This window comes from Bremerella sp. JC817 (genome assembly GCF_040718835.1).
In the GTDB taxonomy this organism is placed as follows: domain Bacteria; phylum Planctomycetota; class Planctomycetia; order Pirellulales; family Pirellulaceae; genus Bremerella.
On record NZ_JBFEFG010000266.1, the window covers coordinates 202,086 to 223,440 of the forward strand.

Genomic DNA, 21,355 nt, shown 5'->3' on the forward strand with positions numbered 1-21,355 from the left:
AGGTAGGTTAAAGGTCCGTGGGGATGCCAGCGCCCTCTATTGCGCCGGCGATCGGGAGATGGTGTTGTGGAAGAAAAGCTTTACCTGCTTTATTTTGCCGGTATTTTGGCCCTGGGCATTAGCGCGCAGTGGCTCTCCTGGCGATTGCGACTCCCCTCCATCCTGCTGCTGTTGGCATTTGGGTTTTTGGCCAGCTTCTTGCCTCAAAACCCAGACGAAATGATCGGGCGGGAAGTTTTATTTCCCATCGTCTCGCTTTCGGTCGCCGTCATTCTGTTTGAAGGAGGGATGAGCCTGCGCTTTGCGGAACTCCGTGAAGTGGGCCCAGCCCTAGGCGGCCTGGTAACCATTGGTGCGCTCATTGTTTGGGGGCTCGCCTCTTTGGCGGCTTATTTCGTCGTGGGCTTCTCGCCCGCCATTGCCGCGGTGGTGGGGGCGATTGTGGTGGTGACCGGTCCGACGGTGGTTGGGCCGCTGTTAAGTCATATCAGGCCTTCTCGAAAGATTGGCTCGCTGGCCAAGTGGGAAGGGATCGTGATCGACCCGATCGGGGCCGTCCTGGCGGTTCTCGTGTTCGAGTTCATCATGAAGACGGGCGAAGGGGCGACCTGGGTGACGCCTCTCTGGTCGATCGCCATGACCATTCTGGTCGGCGTGGTGCTGGGTGTGCTGACCGCCTACATGATGATCTTCTCGCTGAAGAGCTACTGGATTCCCGACTTCCTGCACAACGCGTTCATCCTGGCGGTATTGCTGCTGGTGTTCGCGGCCTCGAACTACATTCAATCGGAATCAGGTCTGTTAACGGTGACCGTGCTCGGTCTGTTGATGGCCAATCAAAAGCAGATTCCGGTGCGCCATATCTTCGAATTCAAAGAGAACCTCCGCGTTCTGTTGATCTCGTGCTTGTTCATCGTTCTGGCGGCTCGTATTCCGCTGTCGACACTCATCGAAGTGGGCTGGGTTGGCCTGCTGTTTGTCGCACTGCTGATTGTGGTGGTGCGTCCGGCTTCGGTCTTCCTGTCGACCTTCGGAAGTGGTTTGAACTGGCGGGAGAAGACGTTTCTCTGCTTTATGGCTCCGCGCGGGATCGTGGCGGCTGCGGTCGGTTCGATTTTCTCGTTCGAGCTGACTCACCATGCTGAAAACCTCGACCTGAAGCAGATCGGAAGCCTGAACGAAGGCGAACTGGTCGTGCCGGTCGTCTTTATGGTGATTGTTGGCACGGTGACCTTCTACGGTCTTACGGCGGCGCCCGTTTCGCGGTGGCTCGGCTTGGCCAGTCCGGCACCCCAGGGGGTGCTAATCGCCGGGGCGGATCGTTGGATCCGCGAACTGGCGGTGATGATTAAGAACGCCGGCTTCCATGTCGTGCTGGTCGATACCAACTTCCGCAACATCACTGCCGCACGTATGCAGGGGCTTTCCGCCCAGTGTGCGAGTATTCTGTCCGACTTTGTTAGCGAAGAACTCAACCTTGGTGGTGTCGGTCGACTGCTGGCCGCGACTCCGAATGACGAGGTGAACTCGCTCGCCTGTATGGAGTTCACGCACCTGTTCGGACGCAAAGAAGTGTTCCAGCTTAGCCCCTGGGACTCCGGTTCTGGCAAGCGTCAGTCGGTTTCGGATCACTTGCGGGGCCGCGTGATCTTCGGGCACGGGCTCGACTTCTATAAGATCGCTCGCCGCGTGACCGCTGGTGCTCAGTTCAAGAAGACGTCGATCACCGAAGAGTTCACCTACCACGACTTCCAGCAGACACATGGCGAGTCGGCCACGCTGCTATTTGTCATCACAGAAACCAACCGCTTGCGGATGGTGACGGCCGACGACAGTTTCGTGCCGAAGGCTGGCCAGACGATCATCGCGCTGATCGATGCTCGCCCGGAACCGATCAAGCTTCCGCCGAAGAGCGATGGTGACGGCGATTCTAGCCCGCCGGAAGAATCGCCAGCGAAACCAGCGGAATCTTCGTAAGGCCTTCCAGGTCGGCCATCGTGCCGGCGGTGATCGTCAGGCAGTTGCGTACCTCGAGGTGCATCTCGATCGCCATTGCTTGCTCTTCCAAAGCTGGAAAGGCCCCAAGACTGACATCGTTAACTGACACGTTGCCCCCGAACGGGAAGTTCTCGAGCCGCAGTTGCACTTGGCTGCCATCATCGATACCGGTCGGACGATGAAACCAACGCTGTAAGACCACTGGGCCTTGCTGGGCCGCGTCGACGATCTGTGGCCAATCGGCGGGAAGTTTGACCCGTGCTGGCTCGTCTGGCAATCCAGCGAGCATTTCCCAAGGGCCGTTCAAGCGAATGAGGTGAGGTTCTGGCGTCATAAAAAAAGAGCGGGCACGCTTCGATGAGTGTGCCCGCCATCGTTGAAGATCGAGTTGTCTGAGATTGGCTTATTCCGGAATGAAGTCGGCCACCACAGTGTCTTGGCGAACCTGACGCGTTGCTGGTTCGATCGCCCGAATCATGACAGAAACGCCTCGCAGCGGCACGGTATAGGGCGGCGAGGTTTCCAGTTCGCTGGCTTCGCCGGCGTCTAACGTGTCGCCGTCGCCGTTTAAGTCGGTGGCGTACTTATCGTCGACCACGCCATCGCCGTCGTCGTCAAAACCGTTGGTCCCTTCATCCACCACGCCGTCGCCATCTTGATCGATCCCGTCCATCTCGTACAGAAACGGCCAAGTGTCGTAATAGGCATACGTCAGCGTTAGATCGGGACCAGTACCGGCCGCAGCAGGAACGCCCGGAGTAGCAGGCGTCAGGCGGGAAGGAATGCCTGGGAAGCTCGTCTGCAGGTCAGCAAACGTGGTCGGAGCCGTTCCGTATAGCGAAGCCGAATTGACCTCGATGTTGTTCAGCATCGACTTCGTGGTTGGGATGCCACCCAGCACACTGCCAGAACCGGCCACCGCATTGGCTCGGCTTTGCCAGTTCAAGTCGACAAACGTACCGGTCATGTAGTCGACGGTGCTGTAGTTCGTGGCGTCCGTCCCGTCGTAGCCGATATCGTTCGGTGTGATCGCGATGGTACCGGCCGAGAGCTCCTCCAGCACTACGGCCCGTGGGTCGTAGACCTTTACGTCAAACGCGAGGGTTTTCGCCAGGATCACATCTTCGCCGGTACGGTTCAGCAAGTTGCCGGCACCCAGCGAGCCGTTCAACTGCTCGAACGTCAGCAAGGTTGCTGGTTGAAAGATATGCGGGGGTGTCGAGGGGCCCACGAACGCTCGGCCAATTCGATTCTCGCGGCTTTGCAGGTCTTCCAGCGAGTTCGTCTGCCATCGATTGTTGGCACCGGTGCCGTTGCGAAGCGAAAGATCGTAGTAGTTACGAGCTTCCGCATTCGACAGCGCATTGGAAGTTTGAAGGCCGCTAAAACCGGTTGAGTCGCCAATCAAGATATCAGGGCGAATCAGGAACACGCGGCGGTAGAGCGTGACTGTTTCCGTCGCGTCGCGATAGTCGACGGTATCGGTCGCTTCCAAATTACGGTCGTCGGCCGGGGTCAGCTTGGTGAAGTAGACCACTTCCGCATAGTGCGATTCAATCGTGCTGAAGTTGCCCGACGACGTATCGATGTAGAACTTCTCTGGACGATCGGGAGTGATATTCGCGGCGGGGCGTGTCGCCAGAGTGCCGTAAACGCGGCCGGTGAATGGTTGGTCTTTACTGTAAGCGGTGAAACAGATGATGTCGTCGGCATCGCCGCACATCGATCCGGAATCGGTCACCGCTGGAACAACGCTCAACGTGGCGAAGTCAACTTCACGATCTGGGCCTTCGATGATCTCGAAGTAACCTTGGTTCGCTCCTGGCTGCACCCAAGGCAGCACATCGACCGAGATGTTATCGAGATCTTGCTGCAGCGTATTGGCGACAGTTCGCAAGTTGCCAGAGAGCTCGATGGTGGCTCGGGCGTCTCGCATGCTGGCCCCCATCATGCCGAAGATCTGAGCCACGGCGGCGAACATGATCAATGTGAGGGCGGTCGCCATCAACATTTCCACGAGCGTCAGCCCGCGCGCTTTCATCGCAGACAGCGGTTTGGGAGTATTCCACATACGGAGTGCGTCCTGTTGGTTGCGCCTGACCTCTCAGCTTGCCCAAAGCTGAAATCAGGTACCTTTTCTCACTGGCCGAACGGCGGCCCATGCGAGCGAATGGAGATAAGTTGCGTGTCGACTAGCTGGCGATAGAATCGCTGGAACTCGTTGATATTCCAGCTGTTTAAGTATATTGCGTCGCGAAAGGATATTCCACCGGGAAACGCCCGGCAGGTCAAGCAATTTGACCATTGCGGCTTCGCATGCCCCCAATTGTAGTGGCATGAAGCTAGGTTTGGTGGAAACTAACCCTTCTGGTGCCGAATCACGTCAGCGACGATGTCTTCCAGGGTGAACTGCGGAGCGTAGTCGATACAGTTCTTAATCTTCGTCAGGTCAGGCACCCTGCGGTTGATGTCCTCGAAGTTGGAACTGTAAGCTTCTTCATAGGTTTGGAAGGTTACTTCCAGTTCCGGATTGACCTGCGAGATCACCATCTTGGCGAGTTCCAGAATAGTCACCGGGCGGTCGCTTCCGATATTGAAGACCTGGCCCACGGCGGCATCGGTCCGCATCAGTTGGATCACGGCACCCACCACGTCCGCAACATGGGCAAAACAGCGAATCTGGCTGCCATCGTGGTGAACCGTCGGCGATTTGCCCGCCAAAGCGGCATCGACGAAGCGAGGCAGAACCATCCCATAGGCCCCAGTCTGCCGCGGCCCCACCACATTGAAGAAGCGGCCAATCACGACTGGAGTCTGCTTTTGGTACCAATAGGCCAGTGCCAGGAACTCGTCGATTGCCTTTGACGCTCCATAGCTCCAGCGTGGTCGGGTTGTGGCTCCAAAGACCAAATCGTCTTCTTCAGTCCACTTATCCTTCGGGTTTTTGCCGTAGACTTCGGACGTGCTGGCCAAAAAGAGCCGCACGTTGTCTCCTTCGGCGTGACGTCGCTGCACTTCGGCCAGCAGCAGTTCGGTCGGATAAATATTGCGTTCGATCGTCTGAATCGGCTCTTGATTGATCAAGGCCACCCCAACCGCAGCCGCCAGGTGGTAAACTTCGTCCGACTGATTGACCAGGTCTTTCACCAGGTCGCGATCAGAAACGGTGCCATGCACGAAGCGAAAGCTGGGATGATCCAAGAGCGGTTCGATGTTCTTCTTCGAGCCGGTCGATTCGTCGTCGACGACGATCACCTGGTGGCCAGCATCGAGCAAGGCTTCCGCCAAATGCGATCCAATGAAGCCAGCGCCGCCAGTGATAAGAGAAGTTGCCATTCGTGAATTGCTTTGCTCAAAGACCGCGTTGCGCGATCCATCCTCGAAATCTTGCGTAGTGCGTATGCCCCAGTGATGCGAACCTTAGGGGGAGGGCAGCTCCCTAGAAAGCTGGGCCGAGTATCACCTGCCAGGCACGCCATGTCGCGACTTCACGCCTAAGAGAAGCCATTGGTCATGTTACAACGTTTTCCCTTGGGTGGTTCGGCGACTCTTTCTATCATGATCGACAATGCGCTCAAATTTGCTGCAAACTCCTTTTCGGCACGCAAATTTAGCTTTAGAAAAGGTTTACCAAGGCGGAATAATGAAACTTCCCGGAATTTCCGTCACAATGGAAGTGGATAGATAGACATCAAGACCCACCCCAACTGCCTGCATCGTGCTGAACCATAACGAGGACCGTTGTTCCATGCTGTCTCTGTTCCCAGGCCAAGTTTCCCTGTCCGCACGAAGCGCACCTCAGGGAGCCCCGCGGAAGCATCTCGCAAGTCGCGTTGTTAGCGTCGCCTTGTTGCTGGTACTGATTTGCGGATTTCCCGCAGTCGGCCAAGAGTCCTCGCGCGAAGCGGCCCTCTTCTTTTCCGACGTCGTCAACTACCAGAATGCCGGCGAGTTCGAGTTGGCCGCCGACGAATGGAAGAAGTTCGTCGAGAAGTTTCCCAACGATCCGCTCGCCGCCAAAGCACAAAACTACCTGGCCGTCTGCCAGTTGCAGTTGAAGAAGTTTTCGGATGCCACCGCCAACTTCGAGACGGTCTTGAAGAAGTACCCCCAAGCCGACTTCCGCGAAGAAGCGATGTTGAACCTCGCTTCGGCCAACTATGCGTGGGCACAGAATGGCAATCCGGCGAAGTATAAAGACGCCGCCGAGCGGTTCACCGCGTTACTGAAAGAGTTCCCGAAGACCGAGTTCGCCGATCAGGCTCAATACTTCCTCGGCGAATCGCTGTACTTGTCCGGCCAGAAGGAACCTTCGATCGCCGCGTACGAAGCACTCGTCAAAGCGTACCCTCAAAGTCCGCTCGCCCCGGATGCCCTCTACGCCAAAGGGGTCACTCAGGAAGAACTGCAAAAGTATCCCGACGCCCAGAAGACTTTCGATCAGTTCCTGACGAGCTACGGAAACAATCCGCTGGCGACCGAAGTCACCATGCGAAAAGGGGAGACCCTGCTGCAGCAAAATCAGTATGAAGCTGCAGAGAAATTGTTCGAGGCTGCCTCGAAGAAGCAAGGCTTTGAACTGGCCGACCATGCGATGTATCGTCTTGCCTTCTGTGCCTTGCAGCGGGACGAACTGCTGAAGGCGGGCAACGCATATGCTCAAATCCCGTTGACCTTTCCAAAGTCGGCCTATGCTCCCGAATCGACGATGTTGGCGGGGCGCTGTTTCTATCGTGCTGGTCGCCTCGACGATGCCGCACGTTGGCTCGCCGCCGCAGGGCGTCAGGGGGGCAAGTACGAAGTCGAAGCGGCTCACTGGCTGACGCGTGTCTACCTGCAACAAGGTAAGCCAGCCGAAGCCGAGAACCTGGCCAAAGCCCTGCTGCCCAAGGCGAAGGATAGCGAGTTTCAGGTCGACTTGAAGATGGACTTGGCCGACGCAATCTACGAACAGCCAAACCGTCGTCAGGAATCGATCGCGCTGTACGAGAGCATCGCCAAAGATCACCCCCAAGCGGTCGAAGCTCCACAAGCGTTGTACAACGCGGCATTCGCTGCGCTCGAGACCCGCGACTTCGCGAAGGCGTCCGCGTTGTCGGACCAGTTCGCCAAGAACTATCCGCAGGATGAATCGCGTCTCGATGCCATGTACGTCGGAGCGGAAGCCAAGCTGCAAACCGACAAACTGGCCGAAGCCGAGCAAGCCCTCAAGATACTTCTGAAAGATGGCAAAGGCCGCCCAGAGGCCGCTCGCTGGCAGATGCGTTTGGCTTTGACACAATACCTCCAGAACAAGTACGCCGATGTCGAAACGACGGTCGCCGCGATTCAATTGACGTTGAAAGATCCAGAACTGCTCGCCCAGGCCAATTACCTGGTCGGGGCCAGCGCGTTCCAGCAAGAACAGTTCGAGAAAGCCAAGGCAACGCTGGAAGCCTCGGTGAAAGCTTCCAGTAAATGGGCCCAGGCCGACGAAGCTCGACTGATGCTCGCTCGCACGCTGTTCGCTCTCGGCCAGACCGAGTCCGCCATCGGTCAGGCGCAGTCGGTCATCACCTCGTATCCGTCGAGTCAGATTCTCGATCAGGTCAACTTCCGACTCGGTGAGTTCCTTTTCGCTGCCGAGCGTTATCCTGATGCGGCCGCGGCTTATGCCGAGGTGCTGGCCAAGTCGCCGCAGTCGGCGTTGGTTCCGCATGCGTTGTACGGCCAGGCATGGGCCTTCCTCAAGCAGCCCAGCCCGGCGAAGGCCGATCAGGCGTTCAGTGCGTTGATCACCAGCCATCCCAAGCATGAACTGATTGTCGATGCCTACACCGGTCGAGCGATCGCGCGGCGAACCGAAGGAAAGCTGAAAGAAGCGATCGACGACTTGAACACCGTCATCGCCAAGAGCACCGACCCTGGCCAGCGTCAGGAAGCGGAGTACCTGAAAGGGGTGAGCCTGGTCGATAGCAAGAACCCGGCGGAAGCAGAGAAGGTCTTTACTACCTTGCATCAGCAGAACCCGAACTTCGCCAGCGACGATAAGGTGCTGTACGAGTTGGCTTGGGCTCAACGAGCTCAAAATAAAGGAGACGCCGCCGTCGCGACCTTCCAGCAACTTGCCAAGGCGCATCCTGAAAGCCCACTGGCGCCGGAAGCGATGTACCACGTCGGCGAAGCGTTCTATGGAAAAGAGGACTACGCCGAAGCCGAGACCTGGTATACGCGGTCCGCGAATCAGGCCCAGTCGGCCGAGATCGGCGAGAAGGCGATCTACAAGCAGGCGTGGTCGCTGTATCAGCAAGGCAAGACGCAGCAGGCCTTGGATGGCTTCGGCCAGCAGATGATGAAGTATCCCAATGGCCCGCTCGCATCCGATGCGATTTTCATGCAGGGGGAATGCTTCTTCAAAGACAAAGCATTTGACACTGCCTTGGATAGCTACGGCCGCGTCGATCCCAAACGCCTCTCCAGCGACGAAATGCGTTCGCTCTTGTTTCTGCACGCCGGCCAATCGGCCAGCCAGCAGAAGCTGTGGGCCGAATCGCGAAAGTGGTTCTCGCAGTTGGTCGATCAGTTGCCTGACTCACCGCTGTTGGGCGAAACCTATTACGAGCTAGGCTGGGCCGCTTATAACGAACGCAAGACGCTGGAGGCGATCGCCGATTTCGAGAAAGCTGCCGAGCAGTCTCGCGGCCTAGCAGGTGCTCGAGCCCGCTTCATGCTGGGTGAAATCTACTTCGAGCAAAAGAAGTACGAAGATGCCTTGGGGCAGTTCAAACGCGTGGTCTTTGGCTTCGGCGGAGAGCAATCGCTCGACAGCGTAAAGCCATGGCAAGCCAAGTGTGCCTATGAAGTGGGACGCTGCAACGAAGTGCAGATCCGCGAGGCGGCAGCGGCCAAGAAGGCAGAATTCATTGAAGAAGCCAAGAAGTTCTACACGATGGTTGTCGAGCGATACCCGCAGGCACCCGAAGCGAAACTGGCTCAAGCCCGGCTGGATGCCCTGGCGAAACTTTAAACGCCTGCAAGAGGCAAAGCGACCGTTCGATATGAATGATTCATCCTCGCAAGAAACGCGAACCCTTATGAAACGTGCCACTGGCCTTTCGCTCGTGCTGATTACCTGGCTGGCGATGTCGGCTGTTGTCTGGGCTCAAGATGCCGGTCCTGCCGCAGGCGAGCCAGAGCCGGAAGAAGCTCCGGCCATCATCGAACAGCGCTTGAGCGATACCGACTCACTCACACTGGTCAGCCTCGTGCTGCGCGGCGGCAAGATGATGATTCCGCTCGGCGTGATGTCGGTGATCGTCGTCGCGTTGACGCTCGAACGCTTGTTTGCTCTGCGACGCGGACGCATCCTGCCTTACAAGCTGCAGCGGGAGCTATCGCAACTTCGACTCAGCGAAAAAGGGCTCGACCCACGCGAAGCATATCGACTGTGCAAGAAGTATCCGTCGGCGATGGCCAATGTGGTTAAAGCAATGCTGCACCGGATTGGGCGGCCGCAGTCAGAAGTGGAACACGCCGTGGCCGAGGCGACCGAACGCGAAGCGGATCGGCTGTATGGCAATGTCCGCTGGATCTCGCTGATGGGAAGCGTCGCGCCGCTGCTAGGGCTGATGGGGACGGTCTGGGGGATCATCTGGACGTTCTATAAAACGACCCAACTCGAGATCGGAGCCGACCGAGCCGACCAGTTGGCAGGCGGTATTTTCGTGGCCCTGGTGACGACCCTCGGTGGTTTAACGATTGCGATTCCCGCGATGATTTTCGCGCAGTATTTTGAGAGCCGCATCGTGGCGTTGTTTCACGAGATGGACGAAGTGTTGTTCGACCTGATTCCTGGTTTCGAGCATTACGAAGGAAAGCTACGGGCCAAGCATCGCACGTACGATACGCCTTCCGCTACCAGCGCTCGGCCGAAGGACGTTCCGCACGGAGCCGCTCCAGGAGGTCCGCTGGAAGGTTCCTCGCCCCAGGTCTTGCCGAGGTCGCAATGATCGATCGTGGGCGAAGTTGATATCGTCCGCTTGCCGTGCTGGATTCCTTTCGTTCATCGTTCCTTGCAGAGTAGCCACTAGTGTCAGTCAAACTAAATCGCGGTCGCGCTCGGTCGATGCTCGATATCACTCCGTTGATTGATATCGTGTTTCTGCTGCTGATCTTCTTTATGGTGATGACTCGCTTTGATGAAGAAGATTACAAGCTAGATGTCATCCTACCGACTGCTAGCGAAGCCCAGCCGTTAATTTCGCAGCCACGCGAGCTGTTTATCAACATCGACGAAGAAGGTCGCTTTTTTGTCCGGGGGGATCAGCGTTCGATCGAAGAGATTGAAGCCCTGCTGGAACAAACTGCCGCCGACAATCCAGAGAGTTCGGTCATCATTCGAGCCGATAAAAACAGTAAGATCGAATTCAGTGTCCAAGTGATGAATGCCTGCAACAAGGCAAAGCTCAGCAATTACTCGATTAGCACCGCCGCCATTGAGCCAAACTAAGTAGCAACTGCTCCGTTCATTCAGGAGCTCAGCGGAAACCTTATGGCCCAAATTTGGAGATCTGACGAACCTCGCCCACCGACCGTTTCCACCGAGGAAAAGGCCTGGCCGGTGTACACTGCGTACACGTTCTTCATGCTCTACTTCGGTGCGGCCAGCTATCTGTTGTTCGACTGGGAACACGAGCTGTGGTACTACAACGCCCAGACCTACATTCTGGCGGCTGCGGTTGCCTGGCTCGTCGGGCTGGCGATCATTCCGCTGCTTGATCTGGGCAGCGTGCGACGCGGGATTCAGCTTTCGATCGTGCTTAGCCTGGTGCTGCATCTGAGCATGTTTCTCGGCATGGTGGCGATTGATGTTGGTAATGTGAACGACACCGCGCTGAACGAGAACCGCGAGAAAAGCCCCAAGCGGCAGCCGGTGGTCATCCCTGACTACAGCCCGGCCCAGATCAACGAAGATCGCGAATCGGAAAAAGAGTACGAACAGCCGATCGAAACCAAACAGGCCGAAGCGCAAGTCGACCCGCTGGAGCAGGAAAAGATCGAGCACGAACAGCCCAAGATGAAAGAAAACGACGTCTCGCAGGAAGAACTGCCGCGGGAAGTCGAACCAGAGAAGATTCAAAAGCGAGAGCAGCAAGTCGAGCAACCGAAGCAGGAATCGCTGAAAGAACTTCCTTCCGAACTTTCCAAGCAGTCGCGTGAAATGCAACGCGAATTGGAGCAAGCCCAGCAGATCGAAGTCCAGCAGCAAGAGGATCGCCAGGTCGAGCTATCCGCCGCCCAAGCGGCCGCTCAACGAGCCGCCCAGGCCCTGGAAATGCAGCGGCAGGAATCGAACATTCAAGATGCCGTGCAGCGCGCCACCGAAGTGCAGCGTCGAAGCACGGCCGCCGACATGCCGCAGCTTTCTCCTAGCCAGGCTCAAGAAATCCAGCGTCAGCAGATGCAAGCCAACAACCCGGCTCGCACCCAGGCCGATGCCATCGATGTCCAGCGAAACAATCCGCAGCGTGTTCGAGCCCAGGCCAATGCTGCCGATCTGGCCCGTCAGGAAGCCGCCAATCCGGCCAATCAGCCGCGGGCATCGGTTCAGTCCCCCACGTCGACGGCGATGGCCGCCAGCATGGCGTTAACGCGTAGCCAGCAGCAGAACGATCAGCAGATCGCGCCATCCGCTTCGAGTAACGATCTCGCTCGCAACGCCGCTTCCAGCAACATGCCGACGATTCGGACCAACATCAGTGAGAACCTTCCTCGACCGACGGTGGGGCAGGCCAACAGTTCGCAGCTTCGACCAGCCGCCGGATCGATCGCACGGCAAGATGTGGGTGGCGATGGCGTGGCGGCCAATGCCGTGAACCCTGGGCAACTTTGGGCGAAGCCAGCCACCGCGGCCCGAACGGCCGAGATGGTCGAACGTCACGGGGCAACACGCAGTGCTGCCTCGCGTGACGAAGGGATCGTGACCAGCGATCTGTCGAATCCTTCGATCGGTCGCTCGCCGGCCACCGGAGCCCAGGCAATGGTCGGCCCTAGCTCGCGGATCGAATTCCAGGGACCAGCCAACGGTAATCAAGCGGCCGCCAATGCCGACGCATTGGCTTCCGGTCAGTTCTCGACTCCTTCGATGAACATTGGCAAAGCCACCGGCAACGCGAACGATGAGTACGGCAACGGTCAGGTCGGTGCTGCCGATGTTGGTTCGCCGGGAGCGAACGTTGGGACCGATTTCTCGGCCCTCTCGCGCGGGACCGGAAACCGCGGCAACGATGGTGAATCGCTGGCCGAAATGGCTTCTGGAACCCAGGGCCTGCCCAGTGGACGAGGAAGAACGCCTGCTGCCGGGCCGATGGTCGGAACGCAAGCGAGTGCGGAAGGTATCCCTGGCGGAGCTGGTGGCGGCATGCCTGCTGGCGGTGGCGATCTGGTGGGGAACTTGCCAGGCATTGGCAATGTGCCGGAGATCCGACGGCGTGACCTCGGCGGACCTGCCATGCCATCGGGACGCCCAGGCGTGAACGACTTGGCCGGGGCTCCGATCGGAACGTCGGCCCAGCCAGGATTCATCGGACGTCGCCGAACAAGCGACGCTCCACAAATCACCACGAATATGGCCAACCTTCCGGTGCGTTCGCCCGGTCGACGAGGTCCGCTGCTAAGTACCAAAGCGGCGGTTCCTACCGAAGCCTTCAGCCGCCGAGCGATGCGAAAAGGGGGCGGGGCAGGGGACGGAGCAGTCCGACCTAGCCGCGAAACGGAAGAAGCAATCGAACGTGGCTTAGCCTTCCTGGCACGACATCAATCGGCCGACGGACGGTGGAGCTTGCGTGGCTTCGCAGCCGTTCACCCTGAGAACTTCCCGATTTATCAGGATGAACTGGCGACCTTGAATTCTGACACCGCCGCAACTGGGCTGGCACTGTTGGCGTTTCTCGGCGCTGGCTACGATCACCTGAGCGACAAGTACGAAGACGAAGTTCGCAATGGTGTGATGTTCCTGGTCGAAAATCAAAAGCCCAACGGCGACTTATACATCGAAATGGATGCCGCGTCGAACTCGAGTTGCCGGCTCTACAGCCATGCGATCGCGGCTTTGTCGCTCTGCGAAGCGTACGGGATGACGCAGGACGAGAACTTACGTGTCGCCGCGCAGAAGTCACTCGACTTCATTGAAGCGTCGCAAGATCGGCAGCTTGGCGGCTGGCGATATACGCCAGGACATGGCACCGATACCTCGGTAACCGGCTGGATGACCTTGGCGCTCAAGAGTGGTCAACTGGCAGGCCTGCGGGTCGATCCTGGCACGTTCGATGGCATTCGCCGCTGGCTGGCTTCGGCCGAATCACGACGCAATGGCCGAGCGGTTTATGTTTACAATCCGCATGCCCCGGACAACGATCAACAGCGACATGGACGTGTGCCGACGCAGACCATGACGGCGGTTGGGGCGTTGATTCAGCTTTATTTGGGTAATCGTCGTGATAGCCGCATCTTGCAAGACAGTGCCGACTATTTGAAAGAGAACCTGCCGGCGATTGGGACGCCTCAGATGCCGTTGCGGGATACGTATTACTGGTACTACGCCACCCAGGTTATGTTCCACATGCGGGGCGAGCACTGGGAAGCATGGGACAGCAAGCTGCATGTCATGCTAGAGCAAACCCAGGAACTGGAAGGCCCCACGGCCGGAAGCTGGGATCCCAAAGGACAGGTACCTGATCGGTGGGGTGGCTTCGCCGGTCGCATCTATGTGACGACGATGAACCTGCTCTCGCTGGAAGTCTATCACCGTCATCTGCCAATTTACGACGACGTGGCTAACTAGGCCGACGTCGTCCAGAAGCTTTCGGGTCGACAACTCTGCCGAGATCGAGCGGCAGGTTAGGCTTCGCTCGACGAATGTTCGTCAATCAGGCCGATCAGCTTGTTACGGCCCTGCTCAAAGAAGAACAGCTTGTTCTCGCGGGCCAACCAGCCGACTGCTTGCAGGACGATGTCTTTCTTTTCGCCCACTTCTTTGGTCAGCTTGGTAATGGTGACAGGACCTTCGGTGGCAAGATACGACCAGACCAGCCCCGAGGTTTCCCCGATTTTCTGCATCGTATCGTCGTGGAGATCGGTGGAAATCGACATCGAGAGGCTCTCCTCAGTTGAGAATCGTAGATGTAAGGATCCGCCAACAGAGTCGATTATAGTTAACCCAAAGGTGCGATTTCCAGTATTCGCCTACGAACGAATCAGGTCGTAAGTGATCGCGTTGAAGACCGGATCGAGATCTTCAAATTCGCGATCTTCCCCCTGATAAAGGATCACACACGGACGTACGCCTAGCATAAGGGCGCGGATCTTGGCCTGGACCAGGAAGTCGAGGCAGTAGAAGTTCAGATCGCAGCCGATCAGATCGACATCGTCCAGCTTTTGCGTGGCTGGGACCGACTCGAAATCGGTGTATTCTTCGCTCAACGCATCGCGAACCGCGTCGACCAGGGCTTCCAGTTCAGTGCCTGGTTCATAGATCATCAGCGTCCAGAAGGCTTCGGTCGGGCTATGAACCGACACACTGCGCGGCCAGGCGTTGGTTTGATCTTCGGTGACTCGCCAGTTTTCTGGGTACGAAAACTTGACGCCCAAATTGTCGTAAGTGGCAACCACGGCAGCCTTCGATGCGTAAGAGGGGGTGACCAGGGCATGCTGCCTTGGCGGTAACTGTTCTATTTCCCGTATTTTAACGCGTTCGGCCTATTTGCCTATCGGCGGTTGAGCCAGACTGCCGAGCCTGATCTAGGACGAACGGAGGCAGTTTGGTAGTCTCTGCCAGTTGGTCCAAAGCAGCGAACGGAATCGCTGGAAGCTTTATGATCTCGAAGCCATCCTCGCAGGAAGCACGCCCTGGTGCATTTCGCGGAAGCGAAATCGTCCTGGGACTTTGTATGCTAGCACTGCTGAGTGGATGTAGCACCTTCAGCCAGGCCAAGGCTTCTCACGACCGGGTCGTGCAAGCACGGCAGCTTACCCAGCGTGGTGTCCAAGCGATGCACCGCGACGACTGGGAGAACGCCGAGAAGTATCTGGCGGAAGCGAAGCAGAACGCCCCTTACGATTTGCAGGCCCGCGTTCACTATGCTGAGACCCTCTGGAAGACCGGCAAGCAGGCCGAAGCCATCAAAGAAATCGAAAACACGCTTCCTCTCGCCAACGACGATCCGACGCTCCATGCTCGACTGGGCCGAATGTATCTCGACTCCGGCGAACCGACCCGAGCCCACATCGCGGCCAACAAGTCGATCGAATGCGATCCGAAGCATGCCCCGGCCTGGCAACTTCAAGGCGACCTCGCTTTACTGCGTGGGGACCTCGACGGCGCGAAGCTTTCCTACATTCGAGCTGCCACGCATAGCGAGGGGCCTGATCGCGATGTGCAGCTCAAGTTAGCGTCGACCTATCGCCGCCTCGGACAGCCAGGGCAATCGCTGGCATGCATCTCTTTGGTCGAACAGATTGAATTCGGGCAGCGTTTGCCAAGCGAAGTCGGCATCGAACAGGCCCTCGCCTATCGAGACCTTGGACGGAATCTTGAAGCCGCTGACACTTTGGCCGAGATCGCCGATGGCACGCCTTTGCCGGCCGACCTGTTGTGTGTCTGGGCGGAATGCGAACTGGCCGCTGGTCGTCTGGCCCGAGCCGAGTACGCGGCGAACCAGGCTCTGCAAACCGACCCGCAATACGCCCCAGCGATTCAGTTGGTCGGCCAGATGCCAGCCTATCGGCAGCAAGCCCAACAGGCGATGCGGCGCTAAAAGCGCTGCTAGGTTGGAGTGAGTCGAACTTGCGCCATTTCCGCTTTGCCTTGCTGAAGGCTAACGGTTATATCGATTATGCAGGTTAGGAAATCGGTGACCCCCGCATTGCATGTCGTGTCGGAACATGGACGTTTGACATGGCGGACGAGCAATCTAGGTTTTTCAAGACCAGCCCCGGAAATAGCTTCCGAGCACGCCTAGACAAACGACAGATAGTCGGAGATGTCCATGATGAACCAAACTGCCACTGTGACGACCGCTCCCTTTGTCGATCGACGTAGCACTCGACCGCCAGCAGAAACGCCGGTGTTCGAACGCCGTCAGTTCACCAATAGCCACGAGGGGTTGTCGCCGAAAGCTCAAGAGTTGGCATTGGCCATCGATCAGTACAAGCTTCGCAATCGTCGTCGGTTCATCACGTACGAAGAAATGTACGAGATCATCACTTCACTGGGTTACACCCAGTCGTAAGCGACATAAGACGTCGCTTGGAGAAGTCGCTATTCGGCGCTGCTGGTCGGCGCCGTTTCGGGGATGTCGTAATCCTGCAATTCTGAAGCGCAGGTAAAGCACTTCCATTTCTCTTCGGGTACCCGGCGAAATGCTTTGGCGAATCGCTGTGGAGACGACTTCTTGCCTCCCAGATCGCGAATGAAGATCCGTGCGACCTGGTCCGGATATTTGCGAGCCATTGCCCCGTAGGTCTCAGGGTCTTTCTCGCCAGAGTCACCCACCATCACAAACTTGCGGCCTGGGAAGGTCTTCAGCAGTTGCTTGATCGCCTTGCGCTTGCCCCAACGGCGGGCAATGAAAAGCTGCAGCACGGTTGGGTCTCGGAAACGGACGCTCTTCATGTGGAACGATCCCTCCGGCAGGCCTTTCTCGCGGAAAAGATCGGACAGCGGCTCGAACAATTGCCACGGGCTGCTGGTCACGTAATGGAACGCGGCGCCTTGCTCTTCCCACTTCTGGTACAGCTCGACCATGCCTGGCACGGTGGCGAACTCGTGCAGGAAGGTATTGGCTAGCATGTCTTTGCGGGTCGAGACTTCGGTATGTTTTACGGTGTCGTCAATATCGGAGATAACCGAGACACCTTGGTCGTCGATCAATCGGACGAGGCCTTCCAGCGGGGTGGCCACATCATGCTTCGAGTGGATCGCATACCGCACATGACGGGTCGCTCCAAGGGTCATGGCCAGCGTGTCGACGTCTTCCTTGGGGATGAAGATATTCCCCCGGAACTGACCATTCTTCTTGGTCTTATCGCGCAGCTGATAGACCTTATCCCCAATCTTCACGGCGATCTGCTTGCCGCCATGTTGATAGACGGTGAAGCCAAGGATCCGCTGGCGAAAGATGCTGGTCTCGAGCTGTTCCTGGTTCGCCCCCATCATACGGGCCAGCAGGCGGATCATGATTTTGCGCGCAAGATTCTCGGGAACCGCCTCGAAGACCGTTCCATGCACCTGCAAAATCCAGCCGCTCTCGTCCGGCGCCGGATAGGCATACGAAGGATAGAGCACAACGCGCTCGTTGTCCTTCAAGTTGCTGAGGGCAGTCTCATCGGGAACCATGCGCTGCCTACGAAGGACCTCCTGACCGAACCAGAAAACAAAGCTACTTTCCCTCGCAAATGGTCCAAAGGCCATGTGCGGAAATCCCATAAGCCTGGCGAGGGGGATTGGCCATGACGTATTCTACTCCATTCGAGGCATCCCTTGCAGCGATCTCTGAGAGATTCTTTGCCATTGAGACCGCATTCATCTTCTCAATTTCCTGCGATCTATTTCTTCTAGGTGGTGATCGACGCCGAAGACTACGGTGATATGGGGGTTGGGTTGGGAAGTCCTACGGGTTTGGTTATATTTCCCAGTAGCTCCCTTTTTCCCGCCTTTCATGCCTTCCTCGACCAATGCCCGCCATGAACGACTCGGATACCGCCGTAGAACCCGTTAGCGTCAAACCAGGCCTCACCGAGGATGTGATCGCCATTATTGTCGGTATCTTGCTGCTGGCCATGTGCTTTACGGCCGCCATGGTCATGGGCAAACCGAAGGTGGAAGGGGACCAGGTCACCGCTATCACCAGCCCGCTGAAGGGTTGGGTCGACAAGCCCGGCGGATGGAAGGCGAACCCCGTCGAGTCCTTTGTGGGGACGGCCGAGAAGCCGAAGACGACCTGGCCAGGCATGTTGGGCGCGATGTTGATCCTGGGAGTCTTCATGACCGCCATAGCCCCAGTGATGCGACCATTCGCCAAGCCAGGAGCCTTTATTGGTGGCTTCCTTATTCTGTTTGCGCTGGCGGCGCTCTCTTACCTGTTGGCGGGACAGGCAACCATTAAGAATTACAACCTCGAGTACGCGCTATGGGCGCTGCTGGTCGGATTGATCATCGGCAACACCATCGGCAAGTCGGCATTTGGCTCCATGGGCGAGGCCGCCATGCGTACCGAGCTGTACATTAAGACAGGCCTCGTGCTGTTGGGGGCCGAAGTGCTCTTCAGCCGCCTGATGGAACTTGGCATGCCAGGGATCATGATTGCCTGGGTGGTGACACCGATCGTGCTGATCTCGACCTTCTGGTTTGGCCAACGCGTGCTGAAGATGAAATCGGCTTCGCTGAACATGACTATCTCGGCCGATATGTCGGTGTGTGGTGTCTCGGCGGCGATCGCGACCGCCGCGGCATGTAACGCCAAGAAGGAAGAGCTCTCGGTCGCGATTGGTCTCTCGCTCTGCTTCACGGCCGCGATGATGGTGGTGATGCCACCGTTGATTGAAGTGATGGGACTTGATCAGGTGGTCGGTGGGGCTTGGATTGGTGGCACGATCGATGCAACCGGGGCCGTTGCCGTGGCAGGTGGTTTGCTCGGCGAGACCGCCCTGGAAGTTGCCGCGACGGTGAAAATGATTCAGAACATCTTGATTGGCGTCATAGCCTTCGGGGTGGCTGCTTACTGGACGACTCGTGTGGAAACCGAAGGGGGCGAAGCTCCTAAGATCGGCCTCGGCGAAATCTGGAAACGCTTCCCCAAGTTCGTGCTCGGCTTCGTCGCGGCGTCGATTATCGCTTCGGTTCTTTACGCGTCCTCGGATCAAGGCGAGATGCTCGTCGGAGCGACCACGTCGGTTACCAAAGGACTGCGAGGCTGGTTGTTCTGCCTGGCATTTGTTTGCATTGGTATCGACTTAAACTTCCGTCAGTTGGCCCATCAATTTCATGGTGGCAAACCGCTGGTACTGTACGTTTGCGGTCAAACTTTGAATCTGATTCTGACCCTGGCAATGGCTTATTTTGCGTTTAAGATTGTCTTCCCAGAGGCTGCCGGTGGCTAAGGAAAGTAACTACCGAGGTTGGGTCGCTTTGGCCGCGATCACGTTGGTGATGGCAGGCATCTGGGGGATCGTCTTGCCCCGGGTCGCCCAGACCAAGGTCGTTCAAGAGCGAGAAGCTTTCCTCGAAGCCCACCGCATCAATCCGGCCGCGATGTTCTATACCGAACTCGAGTGCCTGGACGATTCGCAGAAGTAACGTCGTTTACTCCGGCAGTTGTGGCTTCTCGACCTGTGGATACTGCTTGCTGCGAAGGCCTTCGCGCAAGAACGTGACGAGTGCTTTCTTCTCTTCCGGCGTTAGCTTCAGCGGAACGATGTGCGAATCGAGGTTCGGGTTCTTACCGCCTCCTTCGCTATAGAAGTCGACCACTTCTTCTAGCGTCGCCTTGCTGCCGTCGTGAAAGTACGGCGCCGTCAACGCCAGGTCGCGGAGCAGGGGCGTGCGAAACTTGCCGACGTCTTCTTGTCGGCCTGTCTGATCCGCGAGTCCACGATCTTGCGGTAACGAATCGAGCCCGGTGCCAATATTGTGGAACTGATGATCGGTATAGACCTTGGCGATGTGGCAGTTGCCGCAGTTCGCTTTGCCGAAGAACAAGCCGCTGCCGATACCGATTTCGCCATCCAACGCATCGGCGTGCCCGCCACGGAAGCGATCGTACAGGGTCTCGCCCGCGACGATCGTTCGCTGAAACGCCGCCAGGCTGCGAGCCACATTTTGGGCGGTTACTCCATCCGGAAAGATCGCCTCGAACTGCTGGCGATAACCGCCGATCGATTTCAAGCGATCTTCCAGCACGCCGAGATCGATATCCATCTCGATCGGATTCTGCAGAGGCGAAAGTGCCTGCTCTTCCAACGAACGGGCCCGGCCATCCCAGAAGAACGTGCGATGCAAACCAACGTTCACGATGCTGGGAACATTGCGCACGGTGGGTTCTCCATGGGCCCCGGCCGTAAAACGCTGATTGTCGGCCCAGCCTTGGTTAGGATCGTGACAGGTCGCACAGCTGGTCGTGCCATTGCCACTCAGCCGAGGGTCGAAGAAAAGTTGCTTCCCGAGCTGAACCTTCGCCGCGGACTGTGGGTTGTCGTCCGGAACAATGATCCAGTCGATCCCCAGCGGAACGTCGCTGACGAAGGTCGACTGTGCATAAGTTGCCACCGGTTCTGGCAGCAATACGAGCAGCAGCAATAAAATCAGGCGAGGCATAGGCGAAGATAGGCCACATTAAATCAACTAGGCCCTGTCAGAAAACCCTATCAACACATGGTTTTCAAGTACCGCTGAATGAATGCCCATTTGAGCATACCGAGGAAGTTTCTCGCTCGCTTTTCGAAGCGGGTTAGGATGCGGCGGCATTCTTTCAGCCAGCCGATCAGACGCTCGACGATGTTCCGCCTTCGGTACGTGGCTTTATCGAACTCGACCAGTCGAGCAACTCGCTCTTCGTTCGATTTGCTGGGGATGATCGGCAAGATGCCAAACTCGATCAGGTACTCGTCGATCCACTCGGCTCGGTATCCTTTGTCGCCAGCGAGAAAGACGGGGGCGATGAACTCGTCCGCCTCATCGTCGCGCACTTCACACGTTTCCAGCAGCGTCTGCAAGCACGTGGACTCGTGGGCTTGGCCGGGCGAAAGAACGGCGTGTAGAGGATGGCCATGCGAGTCACACAGCAGGTGGATCTTCGTGCTAAATCCCCCACGACTGCGGCCTAAGGCTTCACAGCTAGCCTCTTCATCCGCCCCCTTTCACGGCTCCGGCAGCACATCTGGCCGCTCGAACGGTCGTTCCATCGACACACCACAACTCGGTGTCGATCGCTCCTGCGTCGACATGAGCAGAACGCAGCAGATCCAGGATTTCATTAAGCGTTCCATCCTGGTTCCACGTCGCGAACAGGTCGTACACCGTGCCCCATTTACCGAACACCTCCGGCAGATCACGCCAGGGAGCCCCGGTTCGCAGAATCCACAGAATGCCATCGACAACCATCCGCCGATCGACTCGCGGTCGGCCGGTACGAGCAGGCGGCGGAAAGATGCCAGCAATCAATTCCCATTGATCATCGGTAAGGCAATGGCGTGCCATGATGGACCTCTGTGTGTTGAAAAGAGAATGTGCTCTTCAACGGTTGGAGGTCCGGAATTGAAAGTCAAATTACCGTTTTCTGACAGAGCCTAGAATGTCACGTTGATTGTACAATGCCAGAAAGCA

The 21,355-nt window shown here is 57.5% G+C and carries 17 protein-coding genes and 1 pseudogene; 9 read left to right on the plus strand and 9 right to left on the minus strand.

Annotated features, from left to right (window positions below; all coding sequences use genetic code 11):
• The first annotated feature begins 66 nt into the window (after positions 1-66).
• Positions 67-1,977, plus strand: a complete 1,911-nt coding sequence (locus AB1L30_RS08220) for a cation:proton antiporter (RefSeq protein ID WP_367012938.1) — start codon at positions 67-69, stop codon at positions 1,975-1,977.
• Here the strand turns inward: AB1L30_RS08220 and AB1L30_RS08225 are convergent.
• From AB1L30_RS08225 to AB1L30_RS08235, 3 genes are all read right to left on the minus strand, one after another.
• On the minus strand, positions 1,931-2,332 hold the full coding sequence (locus AB1L30_RS08225; protein ID WP_367012939.1) for a hypothetical protein: 402 nt from the start codon (positions 2,330-2,332) through the stop codon (positions 1,931-1,933). The genes AB1L30_RS08220 and AB1L30_RS08225 overlap by 47 nt on opposite strands.
• A 69-nt stretch (positions 2,333-2,401) precedes the next feature.
• A complete protein-coding gene (locus AB1L30_RS08230; RefSeq protein WP_367012940.1) occupies positions 2,402-4,069 on the minus strand; it encodes a prepilin-type N-terminal cleavage/methylation domain-containing protein in 1,668 nt (555 codons plus the stop codon).
• Positions 4,070-4,356: 287 nt separating this feature from the next.
• Positions 4,357-5,334 carry an SDR family NAD(P)-dependent oxidoreductase gene (locus tag AB1L30_RS08235; RefSeq protein WP_345087555.1) on the minus strand — a complete coding sequence of 326 codons (978 nt, stop codon included), beginning with the start codon at positions 5,332-5,334 and terminating at the stop codon, positions 4,357-4,359.
• A gap of 412 nt (positions 5,335-5,746) precedes the next feature.
• Between AB1L30_RS08235 and AB1L30_RS08240 the strand changes: the two genes are divergently transcribed.
• From AB1L30_RS08240 to AB1L30_RS08255, 4 genes are all read left to right on the plus strand, one after another.
• Positions 5,747-9,004: a tetratricopeptide repeat protein gene (locus AB1L30_RS08240; RefSeq protein ID WP_367012941.1), complete on the plus strand. Its 3,258-nt coding sequence runs from the start codon at positions 5,747-5,749 to the stop codon at positions 9,002-9,004.
• Positions 9,005-9,071: 67 nt separating this feature from the next.
• Complete coding sequence (locus AB1L30_RS08245) at positions 9,072-9,986, plus strand: MotA/TolQ/ExbB proton channel family protein (RefSeq protein WP_367012942.1); 915 nt, start codon at positions 9,072-9,074, stop codon at positions 9,984-9,986.
• Positions 9,987-10,066: 80 nt separating this feature from the next.
• The gene (locus tag AB1L30_RS08250; protein ID WP_345087549.1) at positions 10,067-10,486 is read left to right on the plus strand and encodes a biopolymer transporter ExbD; all 420 of its coding nucleotides are present in this window, start codon (positions 10,067-10,069) and stop codon (positions 10,484-10,486) included.
• Between the two features lie 111 nt (positions 10,487-10,597).
• Positions 10,598-13,819 carry a hypothetical protein gene (locus AB1L30_RS08255; RefSeq protein WP_367012943.1) on the plus strand — a complete coding sequence of 1,074 codons (3,222 nt, stop codon included), beginning with the start codon at positions 10,598-10,600 and terminating at the stop codon, positions 13,817-13,819.
• Between the two features lie 56 nt (positions 13,820-13,875).
• Here the strand turns inward: AB1L30_RS08255 and AB1L30_RS08260 are convergent, their stop codons facing one another.
• Together AB1L30_RS08260 and AB1L30_RS08265 are read right to left on the minus strand one after the other, a co-directional pair.
• On the minus strand, positions 13,876-14,127 hold the full coding sequence (locus tag AB1L30_RS08260) for a winged helix-turn-helix domain-containing protein (RefSeq protein ID WP_367012944.1): 252 nt from the start codon (positions 14,125-14,127) through the stop codon (positions 13,876-13,878).
• Between the two features lie 93 nt (positions 14,128-14,220).
• Positions 14,221-14,646, minus strand: coding sequence for a hypothetical protein (locus AB1L30_RS08265; protein WP_367012945.1), 426 nt, complete (start codon positions 14,644-14,646; stop codon positions 14,221-14,223).
• A 203-nt stretch (positions 14,647-14,849) separates the two neighbouring features.
• Between AB1L30_RS08265 and AB1L30_RS08270 the strand changes: the two genes are divergently transcribed.
• Both AB1L30_RS08270 and AB1L30_RS08275 read left to right on the plus strand, forming a co-directional pair.
• Complete coding sequence (locus tag AB1L30_RS08270; RefSeq protein WP_367012946.1) at positions 14,850-15,791, plus strand: tetratricopeptide repeat protein; 942 nt, start codon at positions 14,850-14,852, stop codon at positions 15,789-15,791.
• A gap of 231 nt (positions 15,792-16,022) precedes the next feature.
• Entirely contained in the window at positions 16,023-16,265 is a 243-nt protein-coding gene (locus tag AB1L30_RS08275; RefSeq protein WP_367012947.1) for a hypothetical protein, read from the plus strand.
• Positions 16,266-16,294: 29 nt separating this feature from the next.
• On the opposite strand, the gene AB1L30_RS08280 is transcribed toward AB1L30_RS08275, so the two are convergent.
• Complete coding sequence (locus AB1L30_RS08280; RefSeq protein WP_367012948.1) at positions 16,295-17,371, minus strand: phosphatase domain-containing protein; 1,077 nt, start codon at positions 17,369-17,371, stop codon at positions 16,295-16,297.
• Between the two features lie 347 nt (positions 17,372-17,718).
• On the opposite strand from AB1L30_RS08280, the gene AB1L30_RS08285 reads away from it, so the two are divergent.
• A complete protein-coding gene (locus AB1L30_RS08285; protein WP_367012949.1) occupies positions 17,719-19,134 on the plus strand; it encodes a putative sulfate exporter family transporter in 1,416 nt (471 codons plus the stop codon).
• Positions 19,127-19,330, plus strand: coding sequence for a hypothetical protein (locus tag AB1L30_RS08290; protein WP_367012950.1), 204 nt, complete (start codon positions 19,127-19,129; stop codon positions 19,328-19,330). Before AB1L30_RS08285 ends, AB1L30_RS08290 begins: the two co-directional genes overlap by 8 nt.
• Positions 19,331-19,336: 6 nt before the next feature.
• Here AB1L30_RS08290 and AB1L30_RS08295 read toward each other — a convergent pair whose 3' ends face one another.
• From AB1L30_RS08295 to AB1L30_RS08305, 3 genes and pseudogenes are all read right to left on the minus strand, one after another.
• Positions 19,337-20,347, minus strand: a complete 1,011-nt coding sequence (locus AB1L30_RS08295; RefSeq protein WP_367012951.1) for a cytochrome c peroxidase — start codon at positions 20,345-20,347, stop codon at positions 19,337-19,339.
• 50 nt (positions 20,348-20,397) lie between these two features.
• Positions 20,398-20,862 (minus strand): annotated as a pseudogene (locus AB1L30_RS08300) (IS5 family transposase); the annotation flags it as partial.
• 13 nt (positions 20,863-20,875) lie between these two features.
• Positions 20,876-21,229 (minus strand): IS5 family transposase, encoded by a 354-nt coding sequence (locus AB1L30_RS08305; protein ID WP_367012952.1) that lies wholly within the window; start codon positions 21,227-21,229, stop codon positions 20,876-20,878.
• Positions 21,230-21,355: the final 126 nt, after the last annotated feature.